General features: G+C 73.5%; 15 protein-coding genes and 2 pseudogenes. 10 read left to right on the forward strand and 7 right to left on the reverse strand.

What is annotated here, in order from left to right; genetic code table 11:
- The first annotated feature begins 42 nt into the window (after window positions 1-42).
- From ACQ86L_RS20935 to ACQ86L_RS20945, 3 genes and pseudogenes are all read left to right on the forward strand, one after another.
- Window positions 43-948, forward strand: coding sequence for a UvrD-helicase domain-containing protein (locus ACQ86L_RS20935; protein ID WP_434317098.1), 906 nt, complete (start codon window positions 43-45; stop codon window positions 946-948).
- A gap of 1,532 nt (window positions 949-2,480) precedes the next feature.
- On the forward strand, window positions 2,481-3,173 hold the full coding sequence (locus tag ACQ86L_RS20940) for a RecB family exonuclease (protein ID WP_434318943.1): 693 nt from the start codon (window positions 2,481-2,483) through the stop codon (window positions 3,171-3,173).
- Between the two features lie 76 nt (window positions 3,174-3,249).
- Window positions 3,250-6,495, forward strand: a pseudogene (locus tag ACQ86L_RS20945) (UvrD-helicase domain-containing protein).
- Window positions 6,496-6,499: 4 nt separating this feature from the next.
- Here the strand turns inward: ACQ86L_RS20945 and ACQ86L_RS20950 are convergent.
- Window positions 6,500-7,543 carry a phosphotransferase gene (locus tag ACQ86L_RS20950; RefSeq protein ID WP_434317099.1) on the reverse strand — a complete coding sequence of 348 codons (1,044 nt, stop codon included), beginning with the start codon at window positions 7,541-7,543 and terminating at the stop codon, window positions 6,500-6,502.
- A gap of 80 nt (window positions 7,544-7,623) precedes the next feature.
- On the opposite strand from ACQ86L_RS20950, the gene nudC reads away from it, so the two are divergent.
- Together nudC and ACQ86L_RS20960 are read left to right on the forward strand one after the other, a co-directional pair.
- Window positions 7,624-8,643 carry an NAD(+) diphosphatase gene (nudC, locus tag ACQ86L_RS20955; protein ID WP_434317100.1) on the forward strand — a complete coding sequence of 340 codons (1,020 nt, stop codon included), beginning with the start codon at window positions 7,624-7,626 and terminating at the stop codon, window positions 8,641-8,643.
- 7 nt (window positions 8,644-8,650) lie between these two features.
- Window positions 8,651-10,384: an ATP-dependent helicase gene (locus ACQ86L_RS20960; protein ID WP_434317101.1), complete on the forward strand. Its 1,734-nt coding sequence runs from the start codon at window positions 8,651-8,653 to the stop codon at window positions 10,382-10,384.
- Between the two features lie 16 nt (window positions 10,385-10,400).
- On the opposite strand, the pseudogene ACQ86L_RS20965 reads toward ACQ86L_RS20960, so the two are convergent.
- Window positions 10,401-11,168 (reverse strand): annotated as a pseudogene (locus tag ACQ86L_RS20965) (hypothetical protein); the annotation flags it as partial.
- Between the two features lie 172 nt (window positions 11,169-11,340).
- Entirely contained in the window at window positions 11,341-12,684 is a 1,344-nt protein-coding gene (locus ACQ86L_RS20970; protein WP_434317102.1) for a zinc-dependent metalloprotease, read from the reverse strand.
- Between the two features lie 158 nt (window positions 12,685-12,842).
- Between ACQ86L_RS20970 and ACQ86L_RS20975 the strand changes: the two genes are divergently transcribed.
- The 4 genes from ACQ86L_RS20975 (at window position 12,843) to ACQ86L_RS20990 (ending at window position 18,941) form a co-directional block, all read left to right on the forward strand.
- A complete protein-coding gene (locus ACQ86L_RS20975) occupies window positions 12,843-13,982 on the forward strand; it encodes a YlbL family protein (RefSeq protein ID WP_434317103.1) in 1,140 nt (379 codons plus the stop codon).
- A 121-nt stretch (window positions 13,983-14,103) separates the two neighbouring features.
- Window positions 14,104-17,091: a UPF0182 family membrane protein gene (locus ACQ86L_RS20980; protein ID WP_434317104.1), complete on the forward strand. Its 2,988-nt coding sequence runs from the start codon at window positions 14,104-14,106 to the stop codon at window positions 17,089-17,091.
- 171 nt (window positions 17,092-17,262) lie between these two features.
- Window positions 17,263-18,459 carry an ROK family transcriptional regulator gene (locus ACQ86L_RS20985; protein ID WP_434317105.1) on the forward strand — a complete coding sequence of 399 codons (1,197 nt, stop codon included), beginning with the start codon at window positions 17,263-17,265 and terminating at the stop codon, window positions 18,457-18,459.
- The gene (locus tag ACQ86L_RS20990; protein ID WP_434317106.1) at window positions 18,459-18,941 is read left to right on the forward strand and encodes a hypothetical protein; all 483 of its coding nucleotides are present in this window, start codon (window positions 18,459-18,461) and stop codon (window positions 18,939-18,941) included. The genes ACQ86L_RS20985 and ACQ86L_RS20990 overlap by 1 nt, the downstream gene beginning before the upstream one ends.
- A gap of 14 nt (window positions 18,942-18,955) precedes the next feature.
- Here the strand turns inward: ACQ86L_RS20990 and ACQ86L_RS20995 are convergent, their stop codons facing one another.
- Window positions 18,956-20,095: an ROK family protein gene (locus ACQ86L_RS20995; RefSeq protein WP_434317107.1), complete on the reverse strand. Its 1,140-nt coding sequence runs from the start codon at window positions 20,093-20,095 to the stop codon at window positions 18,956-18,958.
- A 66-nt stretch (window positions 20,096-20,161) separates the two neighbouring features.
- Here ACQ86L_RS20995 and ACQ86L_RS21000 point away from each other — a divergent pair, with 66 nt between their 5' ends.
- Window positions 20,162-20,707: an isochorismatase family protein gene (locus tag ACQ86L_RS21000; protein ID WP_434317108.1), complete on the forward strand. Its 546-nt coding sequence runs from the start codon at window positions 20,162-20,164 to the stop codon at window positions 20,705-20,707.
- On the opposite strand, the gene ACQ86L_RS21005 is transcribed toward ACQ86L_RS21000, so the two are convergent.
- Genes ACQ86L_RS21005 through ACQ86L_RS21015 form a run of 3 tightly spaced genes read right to left on the reverse strand, consistent with a single transcriptional unit; the run spans window position 20,704 to window position 26,296 of the window.
- Entirely contained in the window at window positions 20,704-24,105 is a 3,402-nt protein-coding gene (locus ACQ86L_RS21005; protein ID WP_434317109.1) for an ATP-binding protein, read from the reverse strand. The genes ACQ86L_RS21000 and ACQ86L_RS21005 overlap by 4 nt on opposite strands.
- A complete protein-coding gene (locus ACQ86L_RS21010) occupies window positions 24,102-24,797 on the reverse strand; it encodes a DUF4194 domain-containing protein (protein WP_434317110.1) in 696 nt (231 codons plus the stop codon). Before ACQ86L_RS21010 ends, ACQ86L_RS21005 begins: the two co-directional genes overlap by 4 nt.
- The gene (locus ACQ86L_RS21015) at window positions 24,794-26,296 is read right to left on the reverse strand and encodes a DUF3375 family protein (RefSeq protein ID WP_434317111.1); all 1,503 of its coding nucleotides are present in this window, start codon (window positions 26,294-26,296) and stop codon (window positions 24,794-24,796) included. Before ACQ86L_RS21015 ends, ACQ86L_RS21010 begins: the two co-directional genes overlap by 4 nt.
- Window positions 26,297-26,327 lie beyond the last annotated feature (31 nt).

The following is a 26,327-nucleotide window of genomic DNA, read 5'->3' on the forward strand; positions in this document are numbered from 1 at the left end:
CCGGTCGCGTTCTCTGTCGGCGGACGCCGTTACCGTGAATGCATGTCCACCCGAGGTTTCCGTCCGCGCGTCGACGACGCGGCCGGTGGCCTCGCCGTCGCGCTCGACGACGCGCAGCGCGCGGTGCTCTCACTGCCGGACGGCGCGTCGGCCGCGGTGCTCGGCGCGCCGGGCACGGGCAAGACCACCGCGCTGGTGGAGGCCATCGCCGAGCGCGTGCACGAGCGCGGCTACGCGGCGTCGGAGGTCCTGGCGCTCAGCGCCTCCCGCACCGCAGCGACCGCCCTGCGCGACCGGATCTCGCTGCGGCTCGGCGTGCCGACGCCCGGCCCGTTGGCCCGCACGGCGACCTCCCTCGCCTTCCAGCTCTCCGGCGAGCAGGCCAGGCGCAACGGCTGGGAGCCGCCGCGGCTGCTCACAGGCGGCGAGCAGGACCAGATCATCGCCGAGCTGCTGACCGGCCATCTGGAGGACGGCACCGGGCCGGTCTGGCCGCCGTCGCTCGGGCCGGAGGTGCGCATCCTGCGCGGCTTCCGTACCGAGCTGCGCGAGCTCATCGGCCGCTGCGCCGAGCGCGGAGTGTCGCCGTCGCGGCTGGCCGAGCTCGGCGCGATCACCGGACGGGACGAGTGGCGCGCGGCCGGCCGGTTCATCGCGGAGTACCAGAACGTCCTCGACAGCTTCCGCGGCGGCTACGTCGACTCCGCCGAGCTGATCGCCTCCGCCGTCCCCGTCGTCGCCGAGGGAGCAGCCTCGACGGCCTCAGAGCGCTGTTCGTCGACGACCTCCAGGAAGCCACCGTGGCCACGATCGCGCTGCTGCGCGCCGTCGCGGCCCGTGGCATCGCGGTCATCGCGTTCGGCGACCCCGACGTCGCGTCCACGACCTTCCGCGGCGCGGAGGTCGCCGCGCTCGGCCAGCTCGGTGCGCGGCTGGGCGTGCCCGTGACGCGCGTCGTGCTCGGCACCGCGCACCGCCAGACCCCCGCACTGCGCGAGCTGACCTCGCGCGTCACCGAGCGGATCGGCGCGGCGGCCGCCGGCGTGCACCGCGTGGCCGTCGCGGGGCGCGAGCAGCCGGAGGACGCGGGCCCCGCCGTCGTGGTCGTGAAGGCGTCGTCGGCTCCGGCCGAGGCCGCGCGGCTCGCCCGGCTGCTGCGCGAGCGCCGGCTCATCGACGGCGTGCCGTGGAACCGGATGGCCGTCGTGGTGCGGTCGGGCGCGCACATCCCGGGCCTGGCCCGGTCGCTCGCCGTCGCGGAGGTCCCGACCACCACCAGCATCGCGGGGCGGCCGCTGCGCGACGACTACGCGGCGCGGCAGCTCATCACGATCGCGGGCGTCGCGCTCGGCGCGATCGAGCTGACCCCGGTCGTGGCGACCGAGCTGCTGCTCGGGCCGTTCGGCGGCCTGGACGCGATCAGCCTGCGCCGGTTGCGGCTCGCGCTGCGCCAGGAGGAGCTGGCCGGCGACGGCAACCGGCCCGGCGACGACCTCCTGGTGGAGGCGCTGGCCACGCCCGCGAACCTCGCCACCATCGACTCCTCGCCCGCCCGCCGGGCCGCGCGACTGGGCGAGACCCTGCGAGGCGGCCGCGAGAAGGCGGCGGCCGGCTCCACGATCGAGGAGCTGCTGTGGCACGCCTGGGAGCGCAGCGGCCTGGCCACGCGGTGGCTGGAGCAGTCCGAGCGCTCCGGGATCGTCGCCGACGAGGCCGACCGGCACCTCGACGGCGTCGTGGCCCTGTTCACCGCTGCCCGGCGCTTCGTGGAGCGCTCGCCCGAGCGTCCGGCCTCCGACTTCGTGATCGAGCTGCTCGGCGCGGAGGTGCCGGAGGACACCCTCGCGGCCCGCACGACCGGCGACGCGGTGCTGGTGTGCACGCCGAGCGCCACGGTCGGCCGGGAGTTCGACGTCGTCGCCGTGGCCGGCCTGCAGGAGAGCGTCTGGCCCAACCTGCGGCTGCGCGGCTCGCTACTGCACCCGCAGGAGCTGGACGACGCGCTCGACGGCCGCCGTGCCGACACCGTGGACGACGGCAGCGACACCGCGGACCAGCGGGCGGAGGTCCTGAGCGACGAGCTGCGGATGTTCGCGCTCGCGGTCTCCCGCGCCCGGCGTCAGGTGCTGCTCACCGCGACCGCGAATGACGACGAGCAGCCCTCGCCGTTCCTGCGACTCGCCGCAGAGCTGGCGGTCGAGGACGACGATGACGGCATCCACCCGCTGTCGCTGCGCGGCATGGTCGGCCGGCTGCGCCGCCGGCTGGTGACCACCGGCTCGCCCGACGCCGCCGACGCGCTGGCCCGGCTCGCCGAAGCCGGGGTGGAGGGCGCCGATCCCGCCGACTGGTACGGCCTCGCGGAGCCGTCGACGACCGAGCCGCTGATCGACCTGGACGACCCGGAGGCGCGGGTGAAGGTCTCGCCGTCGCGGCTGGGCACGTTCGAGAAGTCGCCGCTGGCCTGGTTCGTGGACGAGATGGCCGCCTCCCCGAGCGGCCTCGCCGCGGGCATCGGCACCGTGGTGCACGCCGTCATGGAGGAGGCCGCCGCGACGGAGGAGACGAGCGTCGACCTGCTCTGGTCCGGCATCGAGCGGCGCTGGGCGCAGCTCCAGTTCGAGTCGCCCTGGATCGAGGAGCGCGAGCGCCGCCGCACGCGCGGGCTCGTCGCCGGCGTCTCGGAGTACCTGCGCGACTTCGGGCGCGCCGGCGGCCGCCTGCTCGGGTCGGAGGGCGAGTTCCAGCTCGAACTGGGCCGGGCGCGCATCAGCGGCAAGATCGACCGGGTGGAGGAGACCCCGGACGGCACCGTGGTGATCGTCGACCTGAAGACCGGGCGCACGGTGCCCACGGCCGCGGAGACGGCGTCGCACGCCCAGCTCGGCGTGTACCAGCTCGCGCTGGAGCACGGCGCCGTCGAGGCGGCGGAGCTGCCGCCCGGCGGCGCGAAGCTGCTGTTCGTGGCCAAGGGCGTGCGCGGCAAGGCGTACCGCGAGGTCGTGCAGGAGCGCGTCGACGCGGAGGCGCTCGTCCGGCTGGAGGAGCGCGTGGCGCAGGCGGCCGAGGGCATGGCCGGCGCGACGTTCGCCGGGGTCGTCGACCTGGGCGACCGCGACCCGCATGCGGCCTACGGGTACCGCATCCATCTCGTCCCGGCGGTCAGCGCATGACGTGGGAGGCAGCACAGTGAACGACGACGGACTCCTGGAGCTCGCCGAGGACCAGCCCGGCCTGGACCTGGTCGAGCTGGCCTTCGCGGCCGAGGCGGCGGCTCCCGAGCCGCAGCGCCCGGCCCGCCGCCTGAGCGCGGCCGAGATCGCCGACGCGCTCGGCCTCCCGCGGCCGACGCAGCAGCAGCAGGCTGTCATCGAGGCGCCGCTCGCGCCCGCGATCGTGGTCGCCGGCGCGGGCAGCGGCAAGACCGAGACGATGGCGAACCGCGTCGTCTGGCTGCTCGCCAACGGGCTGGTGCGGGTGCCGGAGGTGCTGGGCCTGACCTTCACCCGCAAGGCGGCAGGCGAGCTCGCCGAGCGGATCCGGCGCCGCATCGAGCAGCTCGCGGCCTCCGGCCTCACCGACGTGGTCTTCGACCCGTTCGACGCGCCCGAGGTCGCGACCTACAACGCGTTCGCCAACGCGATCTTCCGCGAGAACGCCCTGCTGATCGGCCGGGAGCCCGAGTCGGCCATCCTCAGCGAGGCCTCGGCCTGGCAGCTCGCCCGCCGCGTCGTCGTGGGCTGCGACGACGAGCGGCTCGTGGAGCTCGACAAGAGCGTGGACGCGGTCACCACCGCTGTCCTCGACCTCAGCCGCGCGCTCAGCGAGAACGTGGCCGACGCCCGCGACGTGCACCGCATGGTGGAGGGCTTCGGCCGGCTGCTCGAACTGCCGACCGGTAGCGGGCGGGTCAAGGACGCCTACGCGTCGGTCCGCACCGCCGTGGCCTCGGTCGGCTCGCTGCGCCCGCTGCTCGACCTCGCCGAGCGGTTCGCGGACGAGAAGCGGCGGCGCGGCTTCGTGGAGTACTCCGACCAGGTCGCCCTCGCCCTGGCAGTGTGCGAGCGGTTGCCGGAGGTCGTCGCGGACTACCGGCGCCGCTACCGCGTCGTGCTGCTGGACGAGTACCAGGACACCTCGGTGGTGCAGACCCGGCTGCTGTCCGCGCTGTTCTTCGACCAGGCCGTGATGGCGGTGGGGGACCCGCACCAGTCCATCTACGGCTGGCGCGGCGCGAGCGCGGCCAACCTGGGCCGGTTCGCCCTCGACTTCACCGGGAGGAAGGAGGGCGCTGCCGCCTTCGCGCTCAGCACCAGCTGGCGCAACCCGACGACCGTGCTGGACGCCGCGAACGCGCTCGTCGCCCCGCTCTCGGCCGACTCGCCCGTGCACGTCGAGCAGCTGCAGCCGCGGCCGGGCGCGATAGTCGGCGAGCTCGACCACGCCTTCGGGCAGACCGTCGAGGACGAGGCGGCGACGATCGCCGAGTGGCTGCGCGTGCGGCTGGCCCAGCGGGATGCGCAGGGGATGCCGCCCTCGGCCGCCCTGCTCTGCCGGTCGATCAAGAAGATCGACGCGTTCACCGGCGCCCTCGCGGCGCGGGGGTGCCCTTCCACGTCCTCGGGCTCGGCGGCCTCCTGGAGCAGCCGGTGGTCGCCGACCTGGTGAGCGCGCTGCGGGTCATGCACGACCCGACGGCGGGCTCCGAGCTGATCCGGCTGCTGACCGGGGCGCGCTGGCGCGTGGGTCCGCGCGACATCGCCGCGCTGCGCCGGGTCGCGAGCTGGCTGGCCGCGCGCGACCACCGCTTCCAGACCCTCGACCCCGACGTGCGCGACCGGCTGCGCGGCTCGGTCGTGGCGGAGGAGTCGGCCTCCTGGTCGACGCGCTCGACTTCGTGGTGGAGGCGCCGGAGGGCCACGGCCAGCTCGGCGATTTCAGCGCGCTCGGCCTGGAGCGGCTGCGGGCGGCGGGCGGGCAGCTCGACCGGCTGCGCTCGCGGGCCGGGCTCGACCTCCTCGACCTGGTCACGCTCGTGCAGCAGGAGCTGCGGCTCGACATCGAGGTCGCCGCCAACGAGACCGCCCAGCTCGGCCAGGCCTCCCTCGACGCCTTCGCCGAGCAGGTGGCGTCGTATCTCGCCAGCGACGACCGGGCTACGCTCGGGTCGTTCCTGGCCTGGCTGGCGGAGGCGGAGCAGCGCGACAACCTGGCGCCGCGCAGCGAGGACGCGGAGCCCGGCACGGTGCAGATCCTGACCATCCACGGCGCGAAGGGCCTGGAGTGGGACGTCGTCGCGGTGCCGCGCCTGGTCGAAGGCGAGCTCCCAGGCCCGCCGCAGAGCAAGCGCGGCTGGCTGGCGTTCGGCCAGCTCCCCAACGAGTTCCGCGGCGACTCGGCCGAGCTGCCCGTCCTGCCGTGGCGCAACGCCGAGGACCAGAAACAGGTGGACGAGGCGATCTCCGCGTTCGAGGCGGCCAATGTGGCGCGCCACCTGGAGGAGCAGCGCCGGCTGATCTACGTCGCCGTCACGCGCGCGCGGCACAGCCTCCTGCTGACCGGGTCGTACTGGTCGACGCAGTCCCGGCCGCGGTCGCCCGGTGCGTACCTCCTGGAGCTGCAGCAGGCCGGGCTGCTGCCGGAGGACGCGTTCCCGCCGTGCGACGAGCCCGACGAGAACCCGCTGTCGCCGGAGTCGCGCACGGTGATCTGGCCGCTCGATCCGCTGGGCGTGCGCCGCACCAGGGTGGAGGCCGCGGCGGCGGCGGTGGAGGCGGCGCGCGAGCGCGGCCCGGGCGACGGCGGTGTGTACGCGCTCGACGTCGACCTGCTGCTCGCCGAGCGCGCCAGGCGCGAGGCGGAGGACGGCCTGGTCGAGCTGCCCGCGCGCATCCCGGCCTCCCGGTTCAAGGACTTCGTGAGCGATCCCGCCGGCGTCGCCGCCCAGCTCCGCCGCCCCATGCCGGAACGGCCCTACCGGCAGACCCGGCTGGGTACGCTCTTCCACCGCTGGGTCGAGGAGCGCTACGGCGTCGCAGGAGGGGCCACCGACGCGCTCGACGCCGCGGTCGCCGAGCTGGACGATCCCGCGGGTGAGCTGCTCCGTGCGGAGGCCCTGGCCGAGCTGCAGGCGACGTTCGCCGCGAGCGAGTGGGCCGACCGGGCGCCCGCCGAGGTCGAGCTGGAGATCCATGTCACGCTCGCCGGCCAGGTGGTCGTCTGCAAGCTGGACGCCGTCTACGCGGTGGACGACGGGCGCCACGAGGTCCAGATCGTCGACTGGAAGACCGGCAAGGCCCCCGCGACGCCGCCGACCTGGAGCGCAAGCAGCTCCAGCTCGCCCTCTATCGCCTCGCCTACGCGAAGCACGCGGGCATCGACCCGGCCCGTATCGACGCCGTGTTCTACTTCGTGGCCGACGACCGGGTCGTCCGCCCGGAGCGGCTGTACTCCGAGGCCGAGCTGGTCGAGCTGTGGGAGGCGTCGACGCGCTGAGGCGTCAGACCTCTTCGTCCACCGGGCGCATGCCGCCCGGCCGGACCGACGCGCGGTCGCCCGGCGTGCGGTCGAGCAGGGCCTCGACGTCGTCGATCGCCATGATCGGCCCGGTGGCCGTCGAGAGCGGGGTGACGGAGTTGCTGTGCACCCGGTCGACCAGGCCGTCGAGCATCTGCACGGCGTCGTCCACGATGTCCTGGTCCCGCAGCTCGCGGCCGTGCAGTAGCCAGCGGGCGACCTCCAGCTCGGCGTACAGCATCGCGCGCTGGGTGAACTGCCGGTCGGTGGCGACCTGGCGGGTGGAGGCATAAGCGAGGAGAGCGCCGTCGGTGGCGTCCGGGTTCATGGCGAGCAGCCAGTGCAGGTCGCGGGCGGGGTCGCCGACGCGCAGCGCCGACCAGCCGAGCACGCCGGTGACGGACTCGCCGTCGACCAGGAACGAGTCGGCGGTCAGCGCCCCGTTGATCACCGTGGGCTGGAACTGCCACACCGAGTGGTCGGCGACGGCGTCGCGCCAGCGGTCGCGGAGCGCCGCGGGCAGCTTGCCGGTCGCGGCGGCGGACTCGATCAGCGCCGCAGTCGAGGACAGGCACTCGGCGGCGGAGAGGACCGGGAGTCCGGCCTCCCCGACGAAGCTGGTCGGGAGCGTGTGCATGGCCGCGATGGCGTGGCCGATCGACCCGGCGAGGCCGTCGCCCGGCGGCACATCCTCCACGGCGACGTGCTCGCCGGGCAGGAAGTCGTAGACGATGGCGCGCGTGCCGCCGACCGGCGCCTGGCCCAGGTAGGTCGGCACGTCGAACGGGAGGCGGCTGCGGATGCCGGTGGTGAGCGCGCGCAGCGCGACCAGGTCGGAGCTCTGCTCGGTTTCCGCCGCCTGGGTGAGCGGGACGCGCACGATGCGCGCGCTCCCGTCGGCCGTCGTGAGCACGGCGGCGTCGAACTCGCCCGCGCCGTGTGCGGTGTGCGCGCGGGTTCCGGTGACATCCAGGTCGGGCACGGCCGAGCTGGCCAGCGCGGCTAGAGTGAGTGGGGATCTGGCCATGCACCTAGGCTAAATGGACATCCGCGCGTGGGCAGTTCCGCCACGCCTTGCATCTTTCTCCACGCCTCGAAGGGATCCCGATGTCGTCCGCATCGACGTCCGCGCTGCCGCTCGCCGCGCTCCCGCTCTCGCGCCACGCCATCGACCGCGATCACGCCGCCCGCGCGCGGCCGGCGCTGTTCGACGAGCTGTGGGAGGAGCCGACGACCCGGGTCCTCGCGCTCTGGAAGGGCAGGGCGCTGCTGACGCCGGAGAGCGTGGCCGCCGCGACGCCCGCGTCCGACGGCTGGAGCGCACCGGACGCCGGCCCCGCAGAGCTCGACCTCCTGACGGTGGACCGGGTGACGGCGGCGCTGATCCGCGTCTACCTCGGCCGCACGCTCGTGGACGTTCCCGGCCAGCCGGCCGGCTCCGCGGTCGTGCTGGAGGTGCTCACCGACGCCGCCGCGACCGAGCTGGAGCCGGACGAGGCGCGCTGGGGCAACCTCCGCACCGTCGCCACCGCCCTCAGCGACCGCGACGCCGGGCTCTTCACCGAGGCCCTGGCGATCGCGAACTGGCACGCCTCGCACACGCACTGCCCGCGCTGCGGCACGCCGACCGTGGTCGAGCAGGCCGGCTGGGTGCGGCGCTGCTTCGAGGACGGCTCCGAGGTCTTCCCGCGCACCGACCCCGCGGTCATCGTCACCGTGCTCGACGCCGACGACCGGCTGCTGCTCGGCTCGAACGCCATGTGGGAGCACTCCCGCTACTCGCTGCTGGCCGGGTTCGTGGAGCCGGGGGAGTCGTTCGAGTCCGCCGTCGAGCGCGAGATCTTCGAGGAGGCCGGCGTGCGGGTGACCGATGCCAGGTACAAGGGCTCGCAGCCGTGGCCGTTCCCGGCCTCCGTCATGGTCGGGATGACGGCGCGGCTCGCTGACGACCAGGCCCCTGCAGCGCTCGCGCCGGACGGCGAGGAGATCCTCGACCTGCGCTGGTTCAGCCGCGACGAGCTGTGGGAGGCGCGCGAGCAGATCATCCTGCCCGGCCGGTCCTCCATCGCCCGCGCGCTGATCGAGGACTGGTACGGCGGCCCGCTCGACGAGCCTCCCGCGCTGTGAGCGCGGCGTGAGCACGGCGACGGCCCCCGGTCCCGACGGCCTGCTGGGCGGTCTGGACGCGCAGCAGCGCGTGGCCGCCGAGGCCCTGTTCGGGCCGGTCTGCGTGCTGGCGGGCGCCGGCACGGGCAAGACCCGCGCGATCACGCACCGGATCGCGTACGGCGTCGCCTCGGGCGCGTTCACGCCGAACCGGGTGATGGCGCTGACCTTCACCAACCGCGCGGCCGCCGAGCTCCGCGGGAGGCTGCGGCAGCTCGGCGCCGGGGGCGTGTCGGCCCGGACGTTCCACTCCGCCGCCCTGGCGCAGCTCAACTACTTCTGGCCGCAGGTGGTGGGCGGCCAGCTCCCCAGCGTCCTCGACGGCAAGGGCCGCGTGCTCGGCCACGCCGCCGAGAAGCTCGGGCTGCGGGTGGACACCGCGACTCTCCGCGACGTCGCCGCCGAGATCGAGTGGCGCAAGGTCTCCAGCATGGGCCTGGAGGAGTACGCCGCGGCGCTGGCCTCCCGCCCGCTGCCCGGCAGCCTGAAGGCCGAGCAGCTCGTGGACTTCCACCGCGCCTACGAGGAGCTCAAGGACGAGCGCAAGCAGATCGACTTCGAGGACGTCCTCCTGGTCTGCGCCGGGATGATCGAGACCGAGCCGTCGGTGGCCATGCAGGTGCGCGAGCAGTACCGCTACTTCGTGGTCGACGAGTACCAGGACGTCTCCCCGCTGCAGCACCAGCTCCTGCGGCTCTGGCTCGGCACCCGCCGCGACCTCTGCGTCGTCGGCGACGCCAGCCAGACCATCTACTCGTTCGCCGGGGCGCGCAGCGAGTACCTGTTGGACTTCGAGCGGGAGAACCCGGGCGCCACCGTCGTGCGGCTGGAGCAGAACTACCGGTCGGCGCCGTCGGTGATCGACACCGCCAACCGGCTGATGCGCGGCCGCTCCGGCGCGCTGACCCTGCGCGCCGTCCACGAGGCGAAGGCCGGGGACGAGGTGCCGCCGCCCGCGGTGTTCGAGGACGACCGGGCCGAGGCGCGCGCCGTCGCCCAGAGCATCGCGGCGCAGCTGGAGGCGGGCGCCAAGCCGGAGAACATCGCGATCCTGTACCGCGTGAACGTGCAGGCGGCCGCGCTGGAGCAGGCTCTCGGCGACCTCGGAATCAGCTACCAGCTCCGCGGCTCCAAGCGCTTCTTCGACCTCCCGGAGGTACGCCAGGCGGTCATGACGCTGCGCGCGGCGAGCGTCGCGGCGACCGACGAGCCGCTGTTCAAGTCGGTCAGCGACGTGCTGCGGACGCTCGGCTGGTCGGTGCGGCCGCCGGAGGGACGTGGCGCCGTGCGCGAGCGCTGGGAGTCGCTCAACGCGATCATGGGGCTGGTGGACGAGATGCCGGAGGGCGCGACCTTCCGGCGCTTCACCGACGAGCTGATGGCCCGCCAGGCAGGCCAGCACGAGCCGACGATGTCCGCCGTGACCCTGGCGACGCTGCACGCGGCGAAGGGCCTGGAGTGGGACTCCGTGTACATCGTCGGCCTCTCGGAGGGACTGGTGCCGATCAGCTACGCCGCCGGCTTCGAGCAGATCGACGAGGAGCGCCGCCTGCTCTACGTGGGCGTCACCCGCGCCCGGCGCCGGTTGCGGCTGAGCTGGGCGCAGCGCGGAAGCCAGCCCGGTCGGCCGGTGTCACGGCAGGCGTCGCGGTTCCTGGCCGAACTGGCCCCGGTGCGGACGGCGGCGCAGCCAGCGGGCTGAGGCAGCCGCACTCGGGATGCGGCTCCCAGCGCAGCTCCGACCAGCGCGCGGCGTCCGCGTCGTAGCGCGCCGCGGCGTCGGAACGTCCGGGGGCGTCGCGCAGCAGGGCCAGCACCGCGCCGGCCGCGGCCGACGCCGCCGCTCCGCAGACCAGCTCCGTCTCGGCGGGCAGCGGTCGGGTGTGGAGCTGCGCCGCGAGCGCCGGCCACGCCGGGTCGGCGTCCCGGCGATGGAGGTCGACGCAGCGCAGGCAGGCGCCGTCGCCCGGCTGCACGAACGGCCCGACGGTCACCCCGCCGTCGCCGAACACCACCGCCAGGTGCGGGATGTCGCGGCGCAGCCAGCGCTGGTGCCTGTGCGGCGCGATCGCGAAAGCGCCGACCACGACCGCCGCCGCCGCGAGGTCGACCGCCGGGTCATCCGCCGCGAGGCCGCTGCGCACGTCGATCCCGGCCTCCGCCAGCAGGGCGAGGATGCGGGCCGCCGTCGGACCGGCGCCGTCGAGCACCACGATCGGCGCGGCGCCGACCCCGGCCTCCGGCGGCGACTCCAGCACCGGCCCGAGCCGCGCGAGCAGGGCGTCGACCGCGGCCGGTGCCGCCCCGGCGCCGCGGGCGATCATCCGCAGCGCGCTGCGCGTCGAGCCCGCCGAGAGCGCGGAGATCATCCGCTCCTCCGCGACGCCGACCGGTTCGAGGATCAGCAGCGGCCGTTCGACGCCGAACTGGAGGGCGCGCGGCGAGCGCCACACGCGGGGGATGCGGGGATCGAGTTGGTGGACCATCCCGCCATCCTGACGTGACGAGACGGCCGAGAGGCAGTTATCCACAGCTCCCGCGCGCTACGCACTTTATCCACAGGCGTCGTCGGTCGGCACGGCGCAGCGGGGTCGCAACACGCCGTAATCGCGTGGGCACAGCGGCGTGTTGCGACCCCGCTGCGGAGACACCCTGCGCTCAGCCCTCGGCGGGCCGGTCGCCGTCGCCGCGCAGCAGGTCCTCGATGGCCTGGTCCAGCTCGTCGCGCTCCGGCTCCTGGCCGGTGGCCGCGGCGGTGAGGCGGGCGACCAGGCGCGACGGGTCGTCGAGGTCCGCCGCCTGCGGGAGCAGGTCCGGGTGCGACCACAGCCGGTCGCGGGCCTCCTGGCCGACGGCGTCGGTCACGGCCTGCCACATGGCGGCGGCGTCGCGGAGCCGGCGCGGGCGCAGCTCCAGCCCGACCAGCGTCGCGAAGGCCGACTCGGCCGGCCCTCCCGCCGCGCGCCGGCGTCGCACGGTCTCGGCGATCGCGTCGGCCTTCGGCAGCAGGCGCGTGGCGCCGGCGGTGACGACGTCGACCCAGCCCTCGACCAGCGCGAGCACGGTCTCCAGGCGGCCCAGGGCCTCCTGCTGCTCCTCGGTCTTCGGCGGGATGAGCGCGCCGGAGACCATCGCCTCGCGCAGCTCCTCCGGGTTGGACGGGTCGAAGCTCTCGGCGAGCGACTCCAGCCGGTCGGTGTCGATCGTGATGCCGCGCGCGAACGCGGTGATCTGGGTGATGAGCTGCAGCCGCAACCACTTCGCGTGCCGGAACAGCCGCGCGTGCGCGAGCTCGCGCACCGCGAGGTAGAGCTGCACCTGATCGGTAGGGATGTCGAGCCCGTCGCCGAACTCGGCCACGTTCTGCGGGATGAGCGCCGCGGTGCCGTCGGCGAGCAGCGGGATGCCGATGTCGCCTCCGGAGACGACCTCCTTCGCGAGCTGCCCGACCACCTGGCCGAGCTGCATCGCGAACAGGGCGCCGCCGACCGAGCGCATGACCTGGCCGGCGTTCTGGATCATGCCCTGCATCTCCTCCGGAGCCTGCTCGGTGAGAACGCGGGTGAGCGCGTCCGAGATGCTGAGCGCGACCGGCTCGGCGAGCTGGGTCCACAGCGGCATGGTCTGCCGTGCCCACTCGGCGCGGCCGATGAGCTCGGGCGGCGTCGAGAGGCCCGCGACGGTGGTGGCCTCGTCCAGCCAGAGCGCGGCGACGTGGAAGGCCTGGTCGAGGGTGGAGCGCTCGGCCGGGGTCACGGCGTGGGCGCCCTCGGAGGCGAGGGTGCGCGCCTGCTGGTCGGCCAGGTCCCAGTTGATGCCGCCGCCCGGGTTCATCAGGGCGTTCTGGAGCTGCCCCAGGAGCTGCTGGATGGCGGCGGGGTCGTTCGGGAGGCCGGCGGCGCCCGCGAGCTGGCTCGGGTCGATGGAGGAGTCACCGGACAGGAACTCCCGCAACATGTCCCGGAACTCGTCGTCCGGTTCCTTGTTCGGATCGTCGGCCATCTGGCTCGCCCCCGTCTCGATTGGTGTCGGCCGCGCGATTACGGCTTTCCAGGCTTGGCATCTACGCTAGCCCGAGATCACCGCGAGCCGGGTGAGAATCGGCTCGGGCGATGCCGTGGGCGGTGCGCCCGTGGCGAACACGACCGAAGGGACCGCGCGTGACCCTGTTCACCGACGACGACAGACCAGCGCCGCTCCCGGACGGCCCGCGGGTCGCGCCGTCGCGCCGGACGATCGTCGGCTGGGTGGCCATCGCCGTCGCCGTCGTGCTCGCCCTGGTCCTTGCGCTCGCGCCTGCGCCGTTCGTGATCGAGCAGCCCGGCCCCGTCTTCAACACGCTCGGCACCGACCAGGCCGTCGGGAGCGTGCCGTCGGGCGACGCCAAGCCGCTGATCAGCATACCGGGCAAGACCACCTACCCGACCGGCGGCTCGCTCGACCTCCTCACCGTGTCGGTGGTCGGCAACCCCGACCAGAGCCCGAGCTGGCTGAGCATCCTCCAGGCCTGGTTCGACCCGAGCCGCGCGGTGACGCCGATCGACGAGGTGTTCCCGCCCGGGACGACCACGGAGCAGTCCAACGCCGCGAACGCGGCCCTGATGGTCGACTCCCAGCAGGACGCGATCGCCGCGGCGCTCAACCAGCTCGGCTACCACTTCCCGCAGGCGGTCGCGGTCAAGCAGCTCCTGCCGGGCACCCCCGCGGCGAAGGTGCTGAAGACGGGCGACGAGATCACCAGCGTCAACGGCGAGACCATCGAGAGCGTCGCCGCGCTGCGCAAGGCGGTCAACGCCAACGGCACGGGCAAGGCGGCCGAGATCGGGATCGTGCGCGACGGCGCGGCCTCCACGGTCTCGATCACGCCCACCGAGACGCAGGGCCAGGTCGTCCTCGGGATCGGCGCGGGCATGGACTACACCTTCCCGTTCGACGTGAACATCCAGCTCAACAACGTGGGCGGCCCGAGCGCCGGGCAGATGTTCGCGCTCGGGATCATCGACAAGCTGACGCCGGACAAGCTCAACGGCGGCAAGAAGGTCGCCGGCACCGGCACGATCGACAATGTCGGCACGATCGGGGCGATCGGCGGCATCCGGCAGAAGATGTACGCCGCCCGCGACACCGGGGGAGCGAGCTACTTCCTCGCCCCCGCGTCGAACTGCGACGAGGTCACCGGGCACATCCCCGCCGGGCTGCACGTGTTCGCGGTCAAGACGCTGAAGGACTCGCTCGCGGTGCTCCAGGCCGTGAGGAGCGGGTCGAGCACGGCGACGCTGCCGACCTGCCCGGCGTCCTGACCGTCGACCGGGCGCTCGGCGAGCATCCCGGCTCTTCACCGCCGGGCCGCAGCATTCTCCAAGCGACGCCCGCCTAGGATGGACCTCTGAGTCACCCCACGAGGAGCACGAGGGCCCACACGTGAGTTCAACCGCCGCAGTTCGACCCCCTGGACGTCGCCGGGCCGCCATCTGGATCACCCTCGGGGTGGTCGTGGCGCTGGTGATCCTGTTCTTCGTCTTCGCCGGGCTGTACGCCGACATCCTCTGGTACCAGCAGCTCGGGTACCTCAACGTCCTGACCACGCAGTGGTTCGCGGGCGCGGCGATGTTCTTCATCGGATTCTTCGCGATGGCGATCCCGCTCTGGCTGTCCATCCAGCTCGCCTACCGGCTGCGCCCGGTCTACGCGAAGCTCAACACGCAGCTCGACCGCTACCAGCAGGTCATCGAGCCGCTGCGCCGGCTGGCGATGTACGGCATCCCGATCGTCTTCGGCATCTTCGCGGGCGTCTCGGCGGCCAGCCGCTGGCAGGCCGCCGCGATGTGGCTGAACGGCACGTCGTACGGCAAGACCGACCCGCTGTTCCACCTCGACATCGGCTTCTACCTGTTCGCGCTGCCGTTCTACCGCAGCGCCGTGGGCTTCGCCTCGGCCGTCGTGCTGATCGCGCTGCTGGCCACGCTCGCCACCTGCTACCTGTACGGCTCCATCCGGGTCAGCGGCCGGGAGGTCCGCATCTCGAAGGCCGCGCGCGTCCAGATCTCGGTCATCGCCGGGCTCTACCTGCTGCTGCAGGGCATCAGCATCTGGCTCGACCGCTACGCCGCCGTGACGGACTCGAACGTCAACGACATGATCAACGGCGCCGCGTACACCGACGTCAACGCCACCATCCCGGCCCGCGCCGTGCTCGCGGGGATCGCGGTGCTCGTCGCCATCATGTTCTTCGCGACCGCGTTCATCGGGCGCTGGCGCTTCCCGCTCGTCGGCACCGCGCTGCTCATCGTCGCCGCCCTCGTCGTCGGCGCGATCTACCCGTGGATCGTCCAGCGCTTCCAGGTCGACCCCAGCCAGAAGACGCTGGAGACGCCGTACATCCAGCGTTCGATCGACGCCACGCGCGACGCCTACGGGCTGAGCAACATCGACGTGATCCCGTACAACGCGACCACCAACGCGCAGCCGGGAGCGCTCCGCCAGGACGCCCAGACCACCGCGCAGATCCGCATCATGGACCCCGCGGTGATCAGCCCGTCGTTCCAGCAGCTCCAGCAGTTCCGGCAGTACTACGCGTTCCCGCGCAACCTCAACGTCGACCGCTACCAGATCAACGGCAACGAGCAGGACGCCGTGGTCTCGGTCCGCGAGCTCAACCAGAACGGCCTCACCAGCCGGAGCTGGTTCAACGACACCGTCGTCTACACGCACGGCTACGGGATGGTCGCCGCCTACGGCAACCAGCGCTCCAGCGACGGCCAGCCCGTGTTCCTGGAGTCGGGCATCCCCAGCACGGGCACCCTCGGCCAGTACGAGCCGCGCGTCTACTTCGGGCAGCAGTCGCCCACGTACTCCATCGTCGGCGCCCCGTCGGGCTCCAAATCGGTCGAGCTCGACTACCCCGGCGGCGCCGACAACGCGCAGCAGACCTACACGACGTTCAAGGGCAACGGCGGCCCGAAGCTCGACAACGTGTTCAAGCGGCTGGTCTACGCGCTCAAGTTCCAGGACGAGCAGATCGTGCTCTCCGACGCCGTCAACAGCGACTCGCAGATCCTCTACGACCGCGACCCGATCAAGCGCGTCCAGAAGGTCGCGCCGTACCTCACGCTCGACTCCCAGGCCTACCCGGCGGTGATCGACGGCCGCATCAAGTGGGTCATCGACGGCTACACGACCAGCGACCAGTACCCGTACTCGCACGTCGGCAGCCTGAGCGATGCGATCGCGGACACGGAGACGCCGAAACCGGCCTACGCCTTCGACGACATCAACTACATCCGCAACTCGGTCAAGGCCACGGTCGACGCCTACGACGGCTCCGTGCAGCTCTACGCGTGGGACGCCAACGACCCGGTGCTGAAGACCTGGGAGAAGGTGTTCCCGACCACGGTCAAGCCGGTCAGCGACATGAGCGCGCAGCTCCTCAGCCACGTCCGCTACCCGTCCGACCTGTTCAAGGTGCAGCGCGCCGTGCTCGGGCAGTACCACGTGACCGACGCGGGCTCCTTCTACTCCCGCGACGACGCCTGGACGACGCCGAACGACCCGACCTCGTCGCCGTCGGACCCGACGCTGCAGCCTCCGTACTACCTGACGCTGCAGATGCCGGGGCAGGAGACCCCGTCGTTCTCGCTCTACTCGACCTTCATCCCGCAGGCCGCCAGCGACTCCAGTCGCTCGATCCTGAAGGGCTATCTGGCGGTCGATGCCGACGCGGGCTCGACGAAGGGAGAGGTGTCGTCCGGCTACGGCAAGCTCAGACTCCTGTCGTTGCCGTCGAGCGACACCATACCCGGGCCGGGTCAGGTGCAGAACAACTTCAACTCCGACCCGACCGTCTCGCAGGAGCTCAACCTGCTCAGGCAGGGCAAGACCGACGTGATCAACGGCAACCTGCTGACGCTGCCGGTCGGCGGCGGCCTGCTCTACGTCCAGCCGGTGTACGTGAAGTCGACAGGGGAGACGAGCTACCCGATCCTCCAGAAGGTGCTCGTCGCCTTCGGTGACAAGATCGCGTTCGAGGACACGCTCGACCAGGCCCTGGACGCGCTGTTCGGCGGCGACTCCGGAGCGAGCGCGGGTGACAACAACATCCCGACGACGGGTGGCGGCGGCTCGTCCGGCGGCGGATCGAGCGGCACAGGCTCCGGCACGGGCTCGGGCTCGGGGTCGACCGGCGCGAACAACGCCGCCCTGCAGCAGGCGCTGCAGCAGGCGAAGCAGGCGCTCGCCGACCGGCAGGCCGCGCTCAAGGCCGGCGACTGGGCCGCCTACGGCGCCGCGGACGCCCGACTGCAGCAGGCGCTCCAGCAGGCGCTGGCGGCCGAGGGCAACTCCGGCACCGTCACGAGCCCGCCCTCGACTCCGAAGGCGTCGACGACGCCGACGCCGACGCCGTCGAAGTAGGCCGATTCCGGCACGACGCGAACGACCCGCATCCGTGAAGGGTGCGGGTCGTTCCGTATGCTCAGCGACTGTACGAAGTGCGGTCGCGCAGTCTGCGAAGGGTCGCATCATCCTCAGAATTTCAGAGCTGAACCCTTGCGCCGACTTTGATTGTCTACTTTACTAACAAACATGCTCACTGATGCAGCGCGGCGTTCCGGCCCCTCCGGTCGGCGCCCGGTCGGCGTGGACGGCGCGATGGTCCCTGGCCGTGCGCTCCGTCCGCGCGCGAAGGTGCTTCCCGAGCACGCCCGCAACCACAACCGCTCGCTGGTGCTGCAGTCGCTCTACCGGAACGGGCGCGCCAGCCGCGCCGACCTGGCGAGGGAGACCGGCCTCACGCGCGTCACGATCTCCGACCTGGTCGCCGAGCTGATCGCCGAGGGCCTCGTGGTCGAGCTCGGCCAGCGCGACGACGCCCGCCCAGGCAAGCCGGCCGTTCTGCTGGACGTGAACCGCGCCGCCACCCAGATCGTCGGCGTCGACCTCAGCGAGCACGCCGAGTTCCGCGGCGCGGTGCTCGACATCGACGGCGCGGTCCTGCGCTCGGCCTCGGTCGAGCTGGCCGGCAGCCGCGGCGAGGAGGCCGTGGCGAAGGTGCTCGCGCTGGTGGACGAGCTGGTGGCCGCCGCGACCGCTCCCATCCTCGGCATCGGCGTCGGCTCGCCCGGCATCGTGGACGCGACCGGCACGGTCGTCGCCGCCCCCAACCTCGGCTGGACCGACGAGCCTCTGCAACGGCGGCTCGCCGAGCGGACGGGCCTGGCGGTGTTCGTGGCGAACGACGCGAACGTGGCGGTGCTCGCCGAGCACGGCTTCGCGGACGCGCAGGGCGACATGATGCTGGTCAAGGTCGGCCACGGCGTCGGCTCCGGCCTCCTGGTCGCGGGCGCGCTGGTCTTCGGCAGCCGCTTCGCCGCGGGGGAGATCGGCCAGGTGATGGTCGGCACCGACGACGGCGCCCAAGGGCCCTACGACCGCGAGAAATGCCTGGAGGCGTGGCTGGCCGTCCCGCGCCTGGAGGCGAAGGTGGCCGCGGCAGCCGCAGCGGGCGCGCCGGTCGAGCCCGTGCTCCGCCAGGCCGGCCAGCGCCTCGGCGTCGCCCTCGCACCGATCGTCGGCGCGCTCAACCTGTCGGAGGTGGTCCTGAGCGGCCCCGACGAGCTGCTCGCCGGCACGCTTCTCGACGCGGTGCGCGAGACGCTGAGGAACCGCACGATGGCCGGCTTCCACTCGGACGTCACCATCGGGATGACCAGCCAGGGCCGCGACATCGTGCTGCGCGGCTGCGTGGTCATGGTGTTGTCGGCCCAGCTCGGGGTCTCCTGATGACCCTGGTCGCGGAGACCCGGGCGCAGGACGACACGTCCGCCGGCTTCCGTTTCGCCCCGGGTGTGCGCGAGGAGCTGCCGGCCTTCCGCACGCGCTGCACGGTGGTCCGCCTGGCAAGCCTCGACAACGAGCGCCTCGGCGTCCCGCGCTGGTACACGCTGGCCGAGGCCTGGGCCGCACCGGGCTCTCCGGAGGACGCCCTCTGGTCGCGCAACCCCGTCATCGACGTGGACAGGGACGACCCGCCCGAGCCCGTGCTCGCGACGTGCGCGCCGGTGATCGTCCTCGGAGCGGGGCTCGGGACGCTTCCGTGGCAGCGCGCTGTCGTGGACGCGGTGCGGGCGCTGGGGGCGCGGGTGCTGGTCGTGGAGTTGGGGGAGGTGGTGGTGCCGGGGTATGCGGACATCGCCACCGGAGGGTACGGGCGGGTGGAGGGGGAGCGGCTACTCCGGCTGCTGTGCGGCGTCGGTGAGGCCTGAGGCGGCGGAGCCCCTCACCGCGCCCAGCTCACCCCGAGTGTCGCCTGCAACGCGTACTGCGCCGCGCCGCGGAACGGCTGCTCCTGCGCCGTCTTCGCGTACCGGAAGCTGAGCGGCATCGCCGCGCGGACGGGGTGGCGCGCCGCCTCCGCGCGCACGTGCCCGATGAAGTCCGGGCCGAGCTTCGGCGCGGCGCCGCCGAGGACGACGTTCGGCACGTCGAGGGCCGCGCCCACCATCAGCAGCGCCCGGGCCAGCGCGCGGGCGCCGGCCGCGATGCGCTCGCGGGAGGCGGGGAGCGCGGCGAGCGCGGCGACGTCGACCGCCTCCAGGTCGGCGCCGTGGGGGAGGCCGAGGAGGCTCGTCACCGAGACCACCTCCTCCAGGCAGCCGCGGTTGCCGCAGGCGCACAGCGGGGCGTCGTCGCCGAAGAGCACGGGGACGTGGCCGATCTCGCCCGCCCGGTGCGTCGCTCCCTGCAGCACATCGCCGTCGACAATGACCGCGGCGCCGACGCCCGTGCTGAGCGAGACGAAGAGCTGGTTGGCGCCGAACTCCTCGGAGATCGCGTAGTCGGCGATGGCCTCCGCGTCCGCGTCGTTGACCAGGTGGACGGGGGCGGAGACGACGCCGGCGAGCTCACGGCCGAGGTCGACGTCCACCCAGCCGAGCTGCACGCTCTCGCGGATCAGGTCGGCGTCCACGATCCCGGGGACCTGGACCGCCACGGCGACCACCCGGGCCGTCGTCGCGCCGGCGAGGCGGCGGACGATCGCGCGCACGTCCTCCACGGTCGCGGTCGCGGTGGTGCGGTGGGCGACGGACTGCACCACGTCGCCGAGGAGGTCGACCACGGCGCCGCGGACCAGCCCGGGCTGGACGATGACCGACAGCAGCACGTTGCGGGAGGCGTCGACGCGCAGCGTGGTCGCGCGCTTGCCGCCGGTGCTCTCGGCCAGGCTGCCCTCCAGGACCAGGCCGTCGGCGATGAGGCCGGCCAGCAGCGACGACACGGTCGCCGAGGTGAGGCCGGTGCGGCGCGCGATGCCGGCCCGGGTGGCCAGGCCCTCCCCGGACAGCACGAGCTGCAGGGCGCTGGTCAGGTTGCGCTCGCGCACGGCGGACTGCGTCGCCTTGCCGTGATCGTCAGCCACAGTCCTCCTCGCGGCGCGCGCCTCTCGTGGTGGCCCCCCGGTTTACGACCATAGCGAATGCGGCGCATGATGGACCGCATGGGATATGGCCTGATCCTCGTCGACGTCCAGCGCAACATGCTGGAGGGCGAGAGCGCCGTCGAGGGCGCCGCGGACTTCCGGGGTGTGCTCGCCGACCTGCTGGACGCCGCGCGGGACGCGGATGCCGCGATCGTGCACGTGAAGAACGACGGCCGCCGCGGCGACCCCGACGAGCCGGGCACGCCGGGCTGGGAGCTCGTCTTCGCGCCGCTGCCCGGGGAGCCGGTCATCCGCAAGGACGCAGCGAACGCCTTCGAATCCAATCCGGCGCTGGCGGACGTGCTGCGGGCGATGGGCGTCGACACCCTCGTCGTGGCCGGCCTGCAGAGCGAGTACTGCGTGCAGGCGACCGCGATCGGCGCGCTGGAGCGCGGCTTCGACGTGATCGTCCCGGCCGGAGCGCACTGGACCTACGACGACGGGGAGCCGGCGGCCGACATCGTGGAGCGCGTCACGCTCGACCTCATCGCGGCCGGGGTGGAGGTCCTGGAGCTGGACGAGGTGACGTTCGGCCAGAGCGCGTTCGGCTAGAGCGCTGCGATCCGCTCGCCCTCCAGCGCCTCCCGGATGCTGAGCGAGTAGATCCGCGACAGGCCCGGGCGCGCCGGGTCGCCGGTGACGTACGCCACCGACTCCACGTGCTCCTCGAACGCGTTCACCTTGTCGCGCGGGGCGCCGACGATGAGCTGGAAGCCGAGCCCGCGGAACGCCGCCAGCGCGCGCCCGGTGTACTCGTTGTCCGCCTTCACGAAGCCCTCGTCGAGGATGATCGGGGCGTAGGTGGGGGTGGCGTCCGTCCCGTCGCCGAGCCGGTACCGCAGCGCGGCGCCGAGCACGAAGGCGATGAGCTCCTGGCCCTCGCCGCCGGACTTGCCGGCGACGCCCTCGTGGACGATCTGGGTTCCGTCGGCGCGGGTCTCGATCGCCCGGAACTGGTAATGCTCGCGCGCGTCGAGCACGCGGCGCCGCCACGCCTCGCCCGCCCGGGAGCGCTCCTCCAGCCGGGACAGGTCGCGGCGGAGGTCGAGGAAGTCGCGCTCGACAGCGGCGGCGTCCCTCCTGTCGCCTCCCGCCGCCGTCGCGGTGTGCTTGCGCAGCGTGCGCGTGAACTCGTGGAGGTCGCTGTTGGACACCGCCCGCGGGTCGATGTCGAGCGTCGAGCCCTCCCGGAACTCGATTCCGCGCAGCGCGTTCGAGATCGGGCGGACGCCGCGGCGGATGGCGTGGCCGTCCTCCTCGATCTGGGTGAGCAGGGCGCGCAGGCTGTCGCCCATGCTCGCGCCGGCCTTGACCAGCCAGTCGGCCTTGGCGCGCGGGAGGTCGTCCTCCACGAGCACCCGGTGGATGGCCTGGACGGCGGGCAGGCTGTCGATGGTCGCGTCGATCTCGGCGCCGGGGTCGAGGTCGCGGTAGCGCTCGAACGTCACGACCAGGAGCTGCTCGCAGTGCTCGACGTTCTGCTGGTGGGCGTCGATCTGGTCGCGCAGCGCCGCCAGCGCCTCGGCGTAGCGACGGTCGACGTCGGCAGGCTCCCGCGGCGCCGCGAACGGCAGCGTGCCGAGCAGCAGGCGCTCCTCGGCGGTCAGCGCGCTGTTGTCCTCCAGGGCGTCGGCGACGCTGTCCTCGATGTCGATGAGGTCGGCGTGCTGCGACTCCAGCTCGTCCACGCGGGTCTGGAGGGCGGCGCCGCGCTTGGCGGCGTCGATGCGCTCGCGGTCGTGGCGCTCGGCCTCCTCCTGCAGGGCGGCCGCCTCGGGATGCGAGACGGAGACGTCGGCGAGCTGGGCGGCGAGCTCGGCGACGCGCGCAGCGTGCGACGCGACCTCGATGGCCTCCCACTCGATCGCGCGGACCGCGCCGAGGGCCTCGCTGCGGCGGCGTGCGTCGCCGTGCTCGGCCTCCGCGCGGTCCGACTCGGCGCGGGCCTCCGCCAGCTCGGCCTCCAGGGCGGCGAGGCGGGACGCGAGCTCGTGGATGCGCGGCGTGTTGTCGAGGCCGATCCAGGAGGCGGTGCGGCGGTCGTCCTTCACGACCCGTCCGCGTGCGGCCGAGCGCATGCCGGAGCGGGTGACCGCGCCGGAGACCCCGGCCGGCCGCGACGCGTCCAGCTCCTCCGGCGACTCGACGCAGAGCACGCTGCGGTCGGCCACCAGCTCGTCGTGCAGCCAGCCCCAGAACGGGCTGGCGTCGTCGAACTGCAGGAGGTCGGGCACGGTCCGCTCGATCGGATCGAGTGCCGGCGCACGACCGGCGGTGGCGGGCACCAGCACGACCCGGCCGCGCATGTCGGCCTCGTTCACGTAGCGGCGGACGGCGTCGAAGCTGCGCTCGTCCACGAGGAGGTGCGTCGCGACCTCGCCGAGCACGGACTCCACCGCACGGCTCCAGTCCCGGCGGCCCGCGGCGACCTCGAACAGCTCGCCCGCGTACGGCAGGTCTTCGGGAGACAGCCCGGTGCCCTCGGCGATCCGGCGGCGGCGCTCGTCGGCGTCGGCGGGGACGTTGCTGCGGCGCTGCTCGAACGACCGCTTCTCGGCGGTCGCGGCGGCGATGGCCTTCTTCGCCGCGTCGACGCGGCCGGCCAGCTCGTAGCGGTGCGCCTGCTGCTCGTCGTCGGCCGTGACCGCGGCGAGCAGCGACTCGGCCTCGCGCTGCAGGTCGGCGAGCTGGGCGGCGGACTCCGGGGCGGTCAGGCCCGCGCGGGCGAACAAGGCGTCGGCCGCCGCGCGCTCGCGGGTCTGTGCGGCGAGCACGCGCTCGGCGAACTCGAGCTCGCGGCGGAGAGCCACCGACGGGTCGCCGCCGGCCGCGGCGAGCCGCGCCTGGGCGTCCTGGTGCGCGCGGTGCGCCGCGCGCTCGGCGTTGTCCGCCTCCCGGCGCAGCGCCTCCTGCTCGCGCTTGCGGTCGCGGACCTCGTCCACCTGGCCGGACACCCAGTCGCGGACGCGTTCGGCCAGCCAGACCCGCAGGCGCGGGTCGGTCTCGCCGTCGGCGGGGGAGAGCAGGCGGCGCTTGCCGGTCGCGTCCTCGGCCGCCGCCGCGTACTGCTCGGCGCGGGCAGGGACGTCGGCCAGGACCTCCAGCTTGCGCCGCGTGGTCTCGAAGACGTCGTACAGCGCCGACGCCTCGCGATAGCTGCTGAGGGTCGTCTCCCAGCGGGAGAGCGCGCGCGGCTCGGTCAGCACGAAGCTCTTGAACAGCTCGTCGATGGAGAAGACGCCCTTGGACGCCTGAGCGCGGCGCAGCAGGGTGAGCGCCTTCAGTTGCGACTCGTCGCTGCCGCCGATGCCGAGCTCCTCGCAGAGCCGCACGCGCAGCTCGGGCTGCGAGGAGGTGACCAGGTCGCGCTCCGGGTGCACCAGCCGGGCGAGGGAGGCGCGGGTGAGCGGCGACGAGCTGCCGGGCTCCTGGACCAGCTCGTTGAGCCGGCCGAGCGGGAACTCGCCGTGGGCGAGCAGGTAGACGGTCGCGGTGGTGACCTCGTCCTGCGTGGAGGTGTCCGGCCCGATCCAGGCGAGGCGCGCGGCGGTGATCGTCTCGCCGAGCTCGGTGCGCCACGTGATCGCGGCGCCGCTCGGGAAGGCCGAGCCGAGCGGGCGAAGGAAGTGCGTCGTCGTGGTGTCGGAGCCGGCGTCCTTCACCTCGTCGGTCTTGCCGCGGGCGTAGCTGTAGACGGTGCGCTCGGAGCGCTGCCGGGAGTCGTCGCGCGCCGCACGGTTGAACTCCTGCGGGTTCGGCATGATGACGGCCGACATCGCGTCGAGCACGGTCGACTTGCCGCGCCCGGTCGGGCCGAGGATGGCGATGCCGCCGCGGCCCACCGGCATGCGGTGCAGGCCCTCGTAGCTTCCCCAGTTGAGGAGCTGGACGAGCTCGATGCGGAACTGGCCGCGGCGCAGCAGGCCGTCGTCGGCGGGCAGGTCGGTCACTCGGCGGCCTCCTCGGCGGCGGTGGTGTCGGTGGTGTCGGCGTCGCCGGCGGTCTCGGCGGGCGCGCCTGCGCCCTCCAGGAACAGCCGCTCCAGGTGGAGCAGCTCGGCGGTCCCGATCAGCGGCACGACGGCGGGCGAGACCAGGAAGAGGTCGGGGTCGTCCGGAGCGGGCGTCAGCAGCTCCAACCGGTCGAGGGCGGCGATCGCGGCGCGGATGCGGCGGTCCACGCGCACCTCGTCGTGGGCGGAGTCGCCCTGGAACCGGCCGAGGAACTCCGCGATGTGGTCGCGGCTGACGGTGACCGGCTCGTCCTGTGCGTCGGTGTACGCGTGCTCCTGCCGCAGCAGCACGAGCAGCAGCGAGGCGTCGCGGGACAGCGGCTTCTCGCGGCGCAGCAGCACGGGGACGCCGTCCTCGCCGTTCTGCCGTTTGAAGGCGACCTCGTGCTCGCGGTCGAGGTGCAGGGTCAGGAACAGCTCGCCGAGCCTGGCGCGGATGTCGTCCTCGTGGTCGAGGAGGCCGCTCCAGGCGTCCGGCTGCTTGGTGCGCGTGATGAACCGGCTCGTCAGCAGGGTGACGAGGGCCGTGCGGGCCTCGCGGGGGAGGGCGCCGGACGTCCGGTCGCCGAAGGCATCGGCCTCCTCGACCCCTTCGCTGCCGATCGGGTCCTGTTCGAGCGTGTCCGTCATCGGTCCTCCGCCTCCGTCTCGAGCGCGTCCCGTCCGAAGACGAGCAGCGGCATGGTCACTTCGCGGTCGCCGTCGGCCAGCTCCAGCGGCACGGTCTGGACGCCCTCCGCCACGGCGTCGTGCTCCGCGCCGAGCTCGATGAGGCTCACGGCCAGCCCGAGCCGGCGGAACTCCGGCGGGGTCTCCGCGTACACGTCGGCGCCCGTCACGGTCTCCGCACGCGAGAGCAGGGCGTCGATCGTCTCGCGCACCGCCGCCGCGCTGGTTCCCACGGCGAGCCGGAGCGCCTCGCGCTCGTGGTCGGGCAGCGGGTCGTCGTTCTCGGTGATCGTCACGCCGACCTCCGGGCGGCCGCGGTCGCGCCAGAGCTGCGTCTGGGTCACGTCCACGAGATCCCAGCCGCCGATGCCGAGCACGTCGCCGTCGACCAGCACAGGGCCCGGGCGGCGCTCCGTCCACAGGGCGCCGGCGTCGAGCGCGCGGGCGGCCAGGGAGAGCAGCCGGGCGTGCCGGTCGGAGCCGCTGCGGCTGAGGAACCGGCGCAGCGAGGAGGTCCAGCGGACGTACGTCTCCTGGACCGTCTGCTCTTCGGCGAGCAGCGACGTGATCAGGGTCTCGAGCTGCGCGCGCTGCCGCTCGGTCAGCTCGGTGCCGGGACGGGACAGCACGCGGTCGATGTCGGCGCGCATCCCGTCCAGCTGGCGGGAGGACAGCATCCCCGCGAACCCGCGGTAGGCCCGGCCCTCCGGGGTCTGCTCCAGCAGGTCGTTATCACGCAGGAAGCGGTCGACGAGCTCGCCCTTGCCGACGTGCTGCGAGGAGGCGGCGCGCGCGACCTCGCGGTGACGCTGCTCGACCATCGCGCCGAGCTGGCGGAAGTCCTCCGGCAGCGTCGCGGTGAGCCGGAGCACCTCGCGGAGCTGGCGGGCGACCGTCTCGGGGGAGGCCGCGACCGCTCCGTCGCGCGCGATGGCGTCGCGGCGCGCCTGCAGCTCGGCGATCTCCCGGTCGAGGCGTTCGAGCTGGGACTCCGCCGTGGGGTCGGTCAGCGCGGCGAGGTGGTGGACCGCGTGCGCGATGCTCGCGAAGCGCGCCTCCGACACCGCACTGTCCGGCTCCGCCAGCTCGCGGACGATCCGCAGCGCCTGGAGGGCGTACTGCGAGAGCCGGTAGCGCGCGCGGCCCTCGCCGGCGCCCGCGCGGGTGCGGACCAGCCAGCGGCTGTCCACCCAGCTCCGGCAGTACTCGACCGGTGACGTGCGCGAGGACTCGGCGTCGGCCGGCGGCTCGCCGTCGCCGTCGCGGTCGTCGTCCAGCGCGTCGAGCGCCTCGGCGACCTTCTGGTGGAACCAGTCGGCCGAGACCGTGCCGTCGGCGTCCTCGAGGTGGCGCGAGAAGAGCGGGAGGACCCAGCGGCCGTTGTAGCTGCGCAGCAGCGCCCAGGTGGGGTGCTCCTCCCAGACCGCCGCGACACGGCCGGCGTCGAGAGCCTCGTCCACTCGTCCTCCGGAATGCACTGCAGACAAAAAG

It is taken from the genome of Leifsonia sp. P73 (genome assembly GCF_051059105.1).
In the GTDB taxonomy this organism is placed as follows: domain Bacteria; phylum Actinomycetota; class Actinomycetes; order Actinomycetales; family Microbacteriaceae; genus Leifsonia.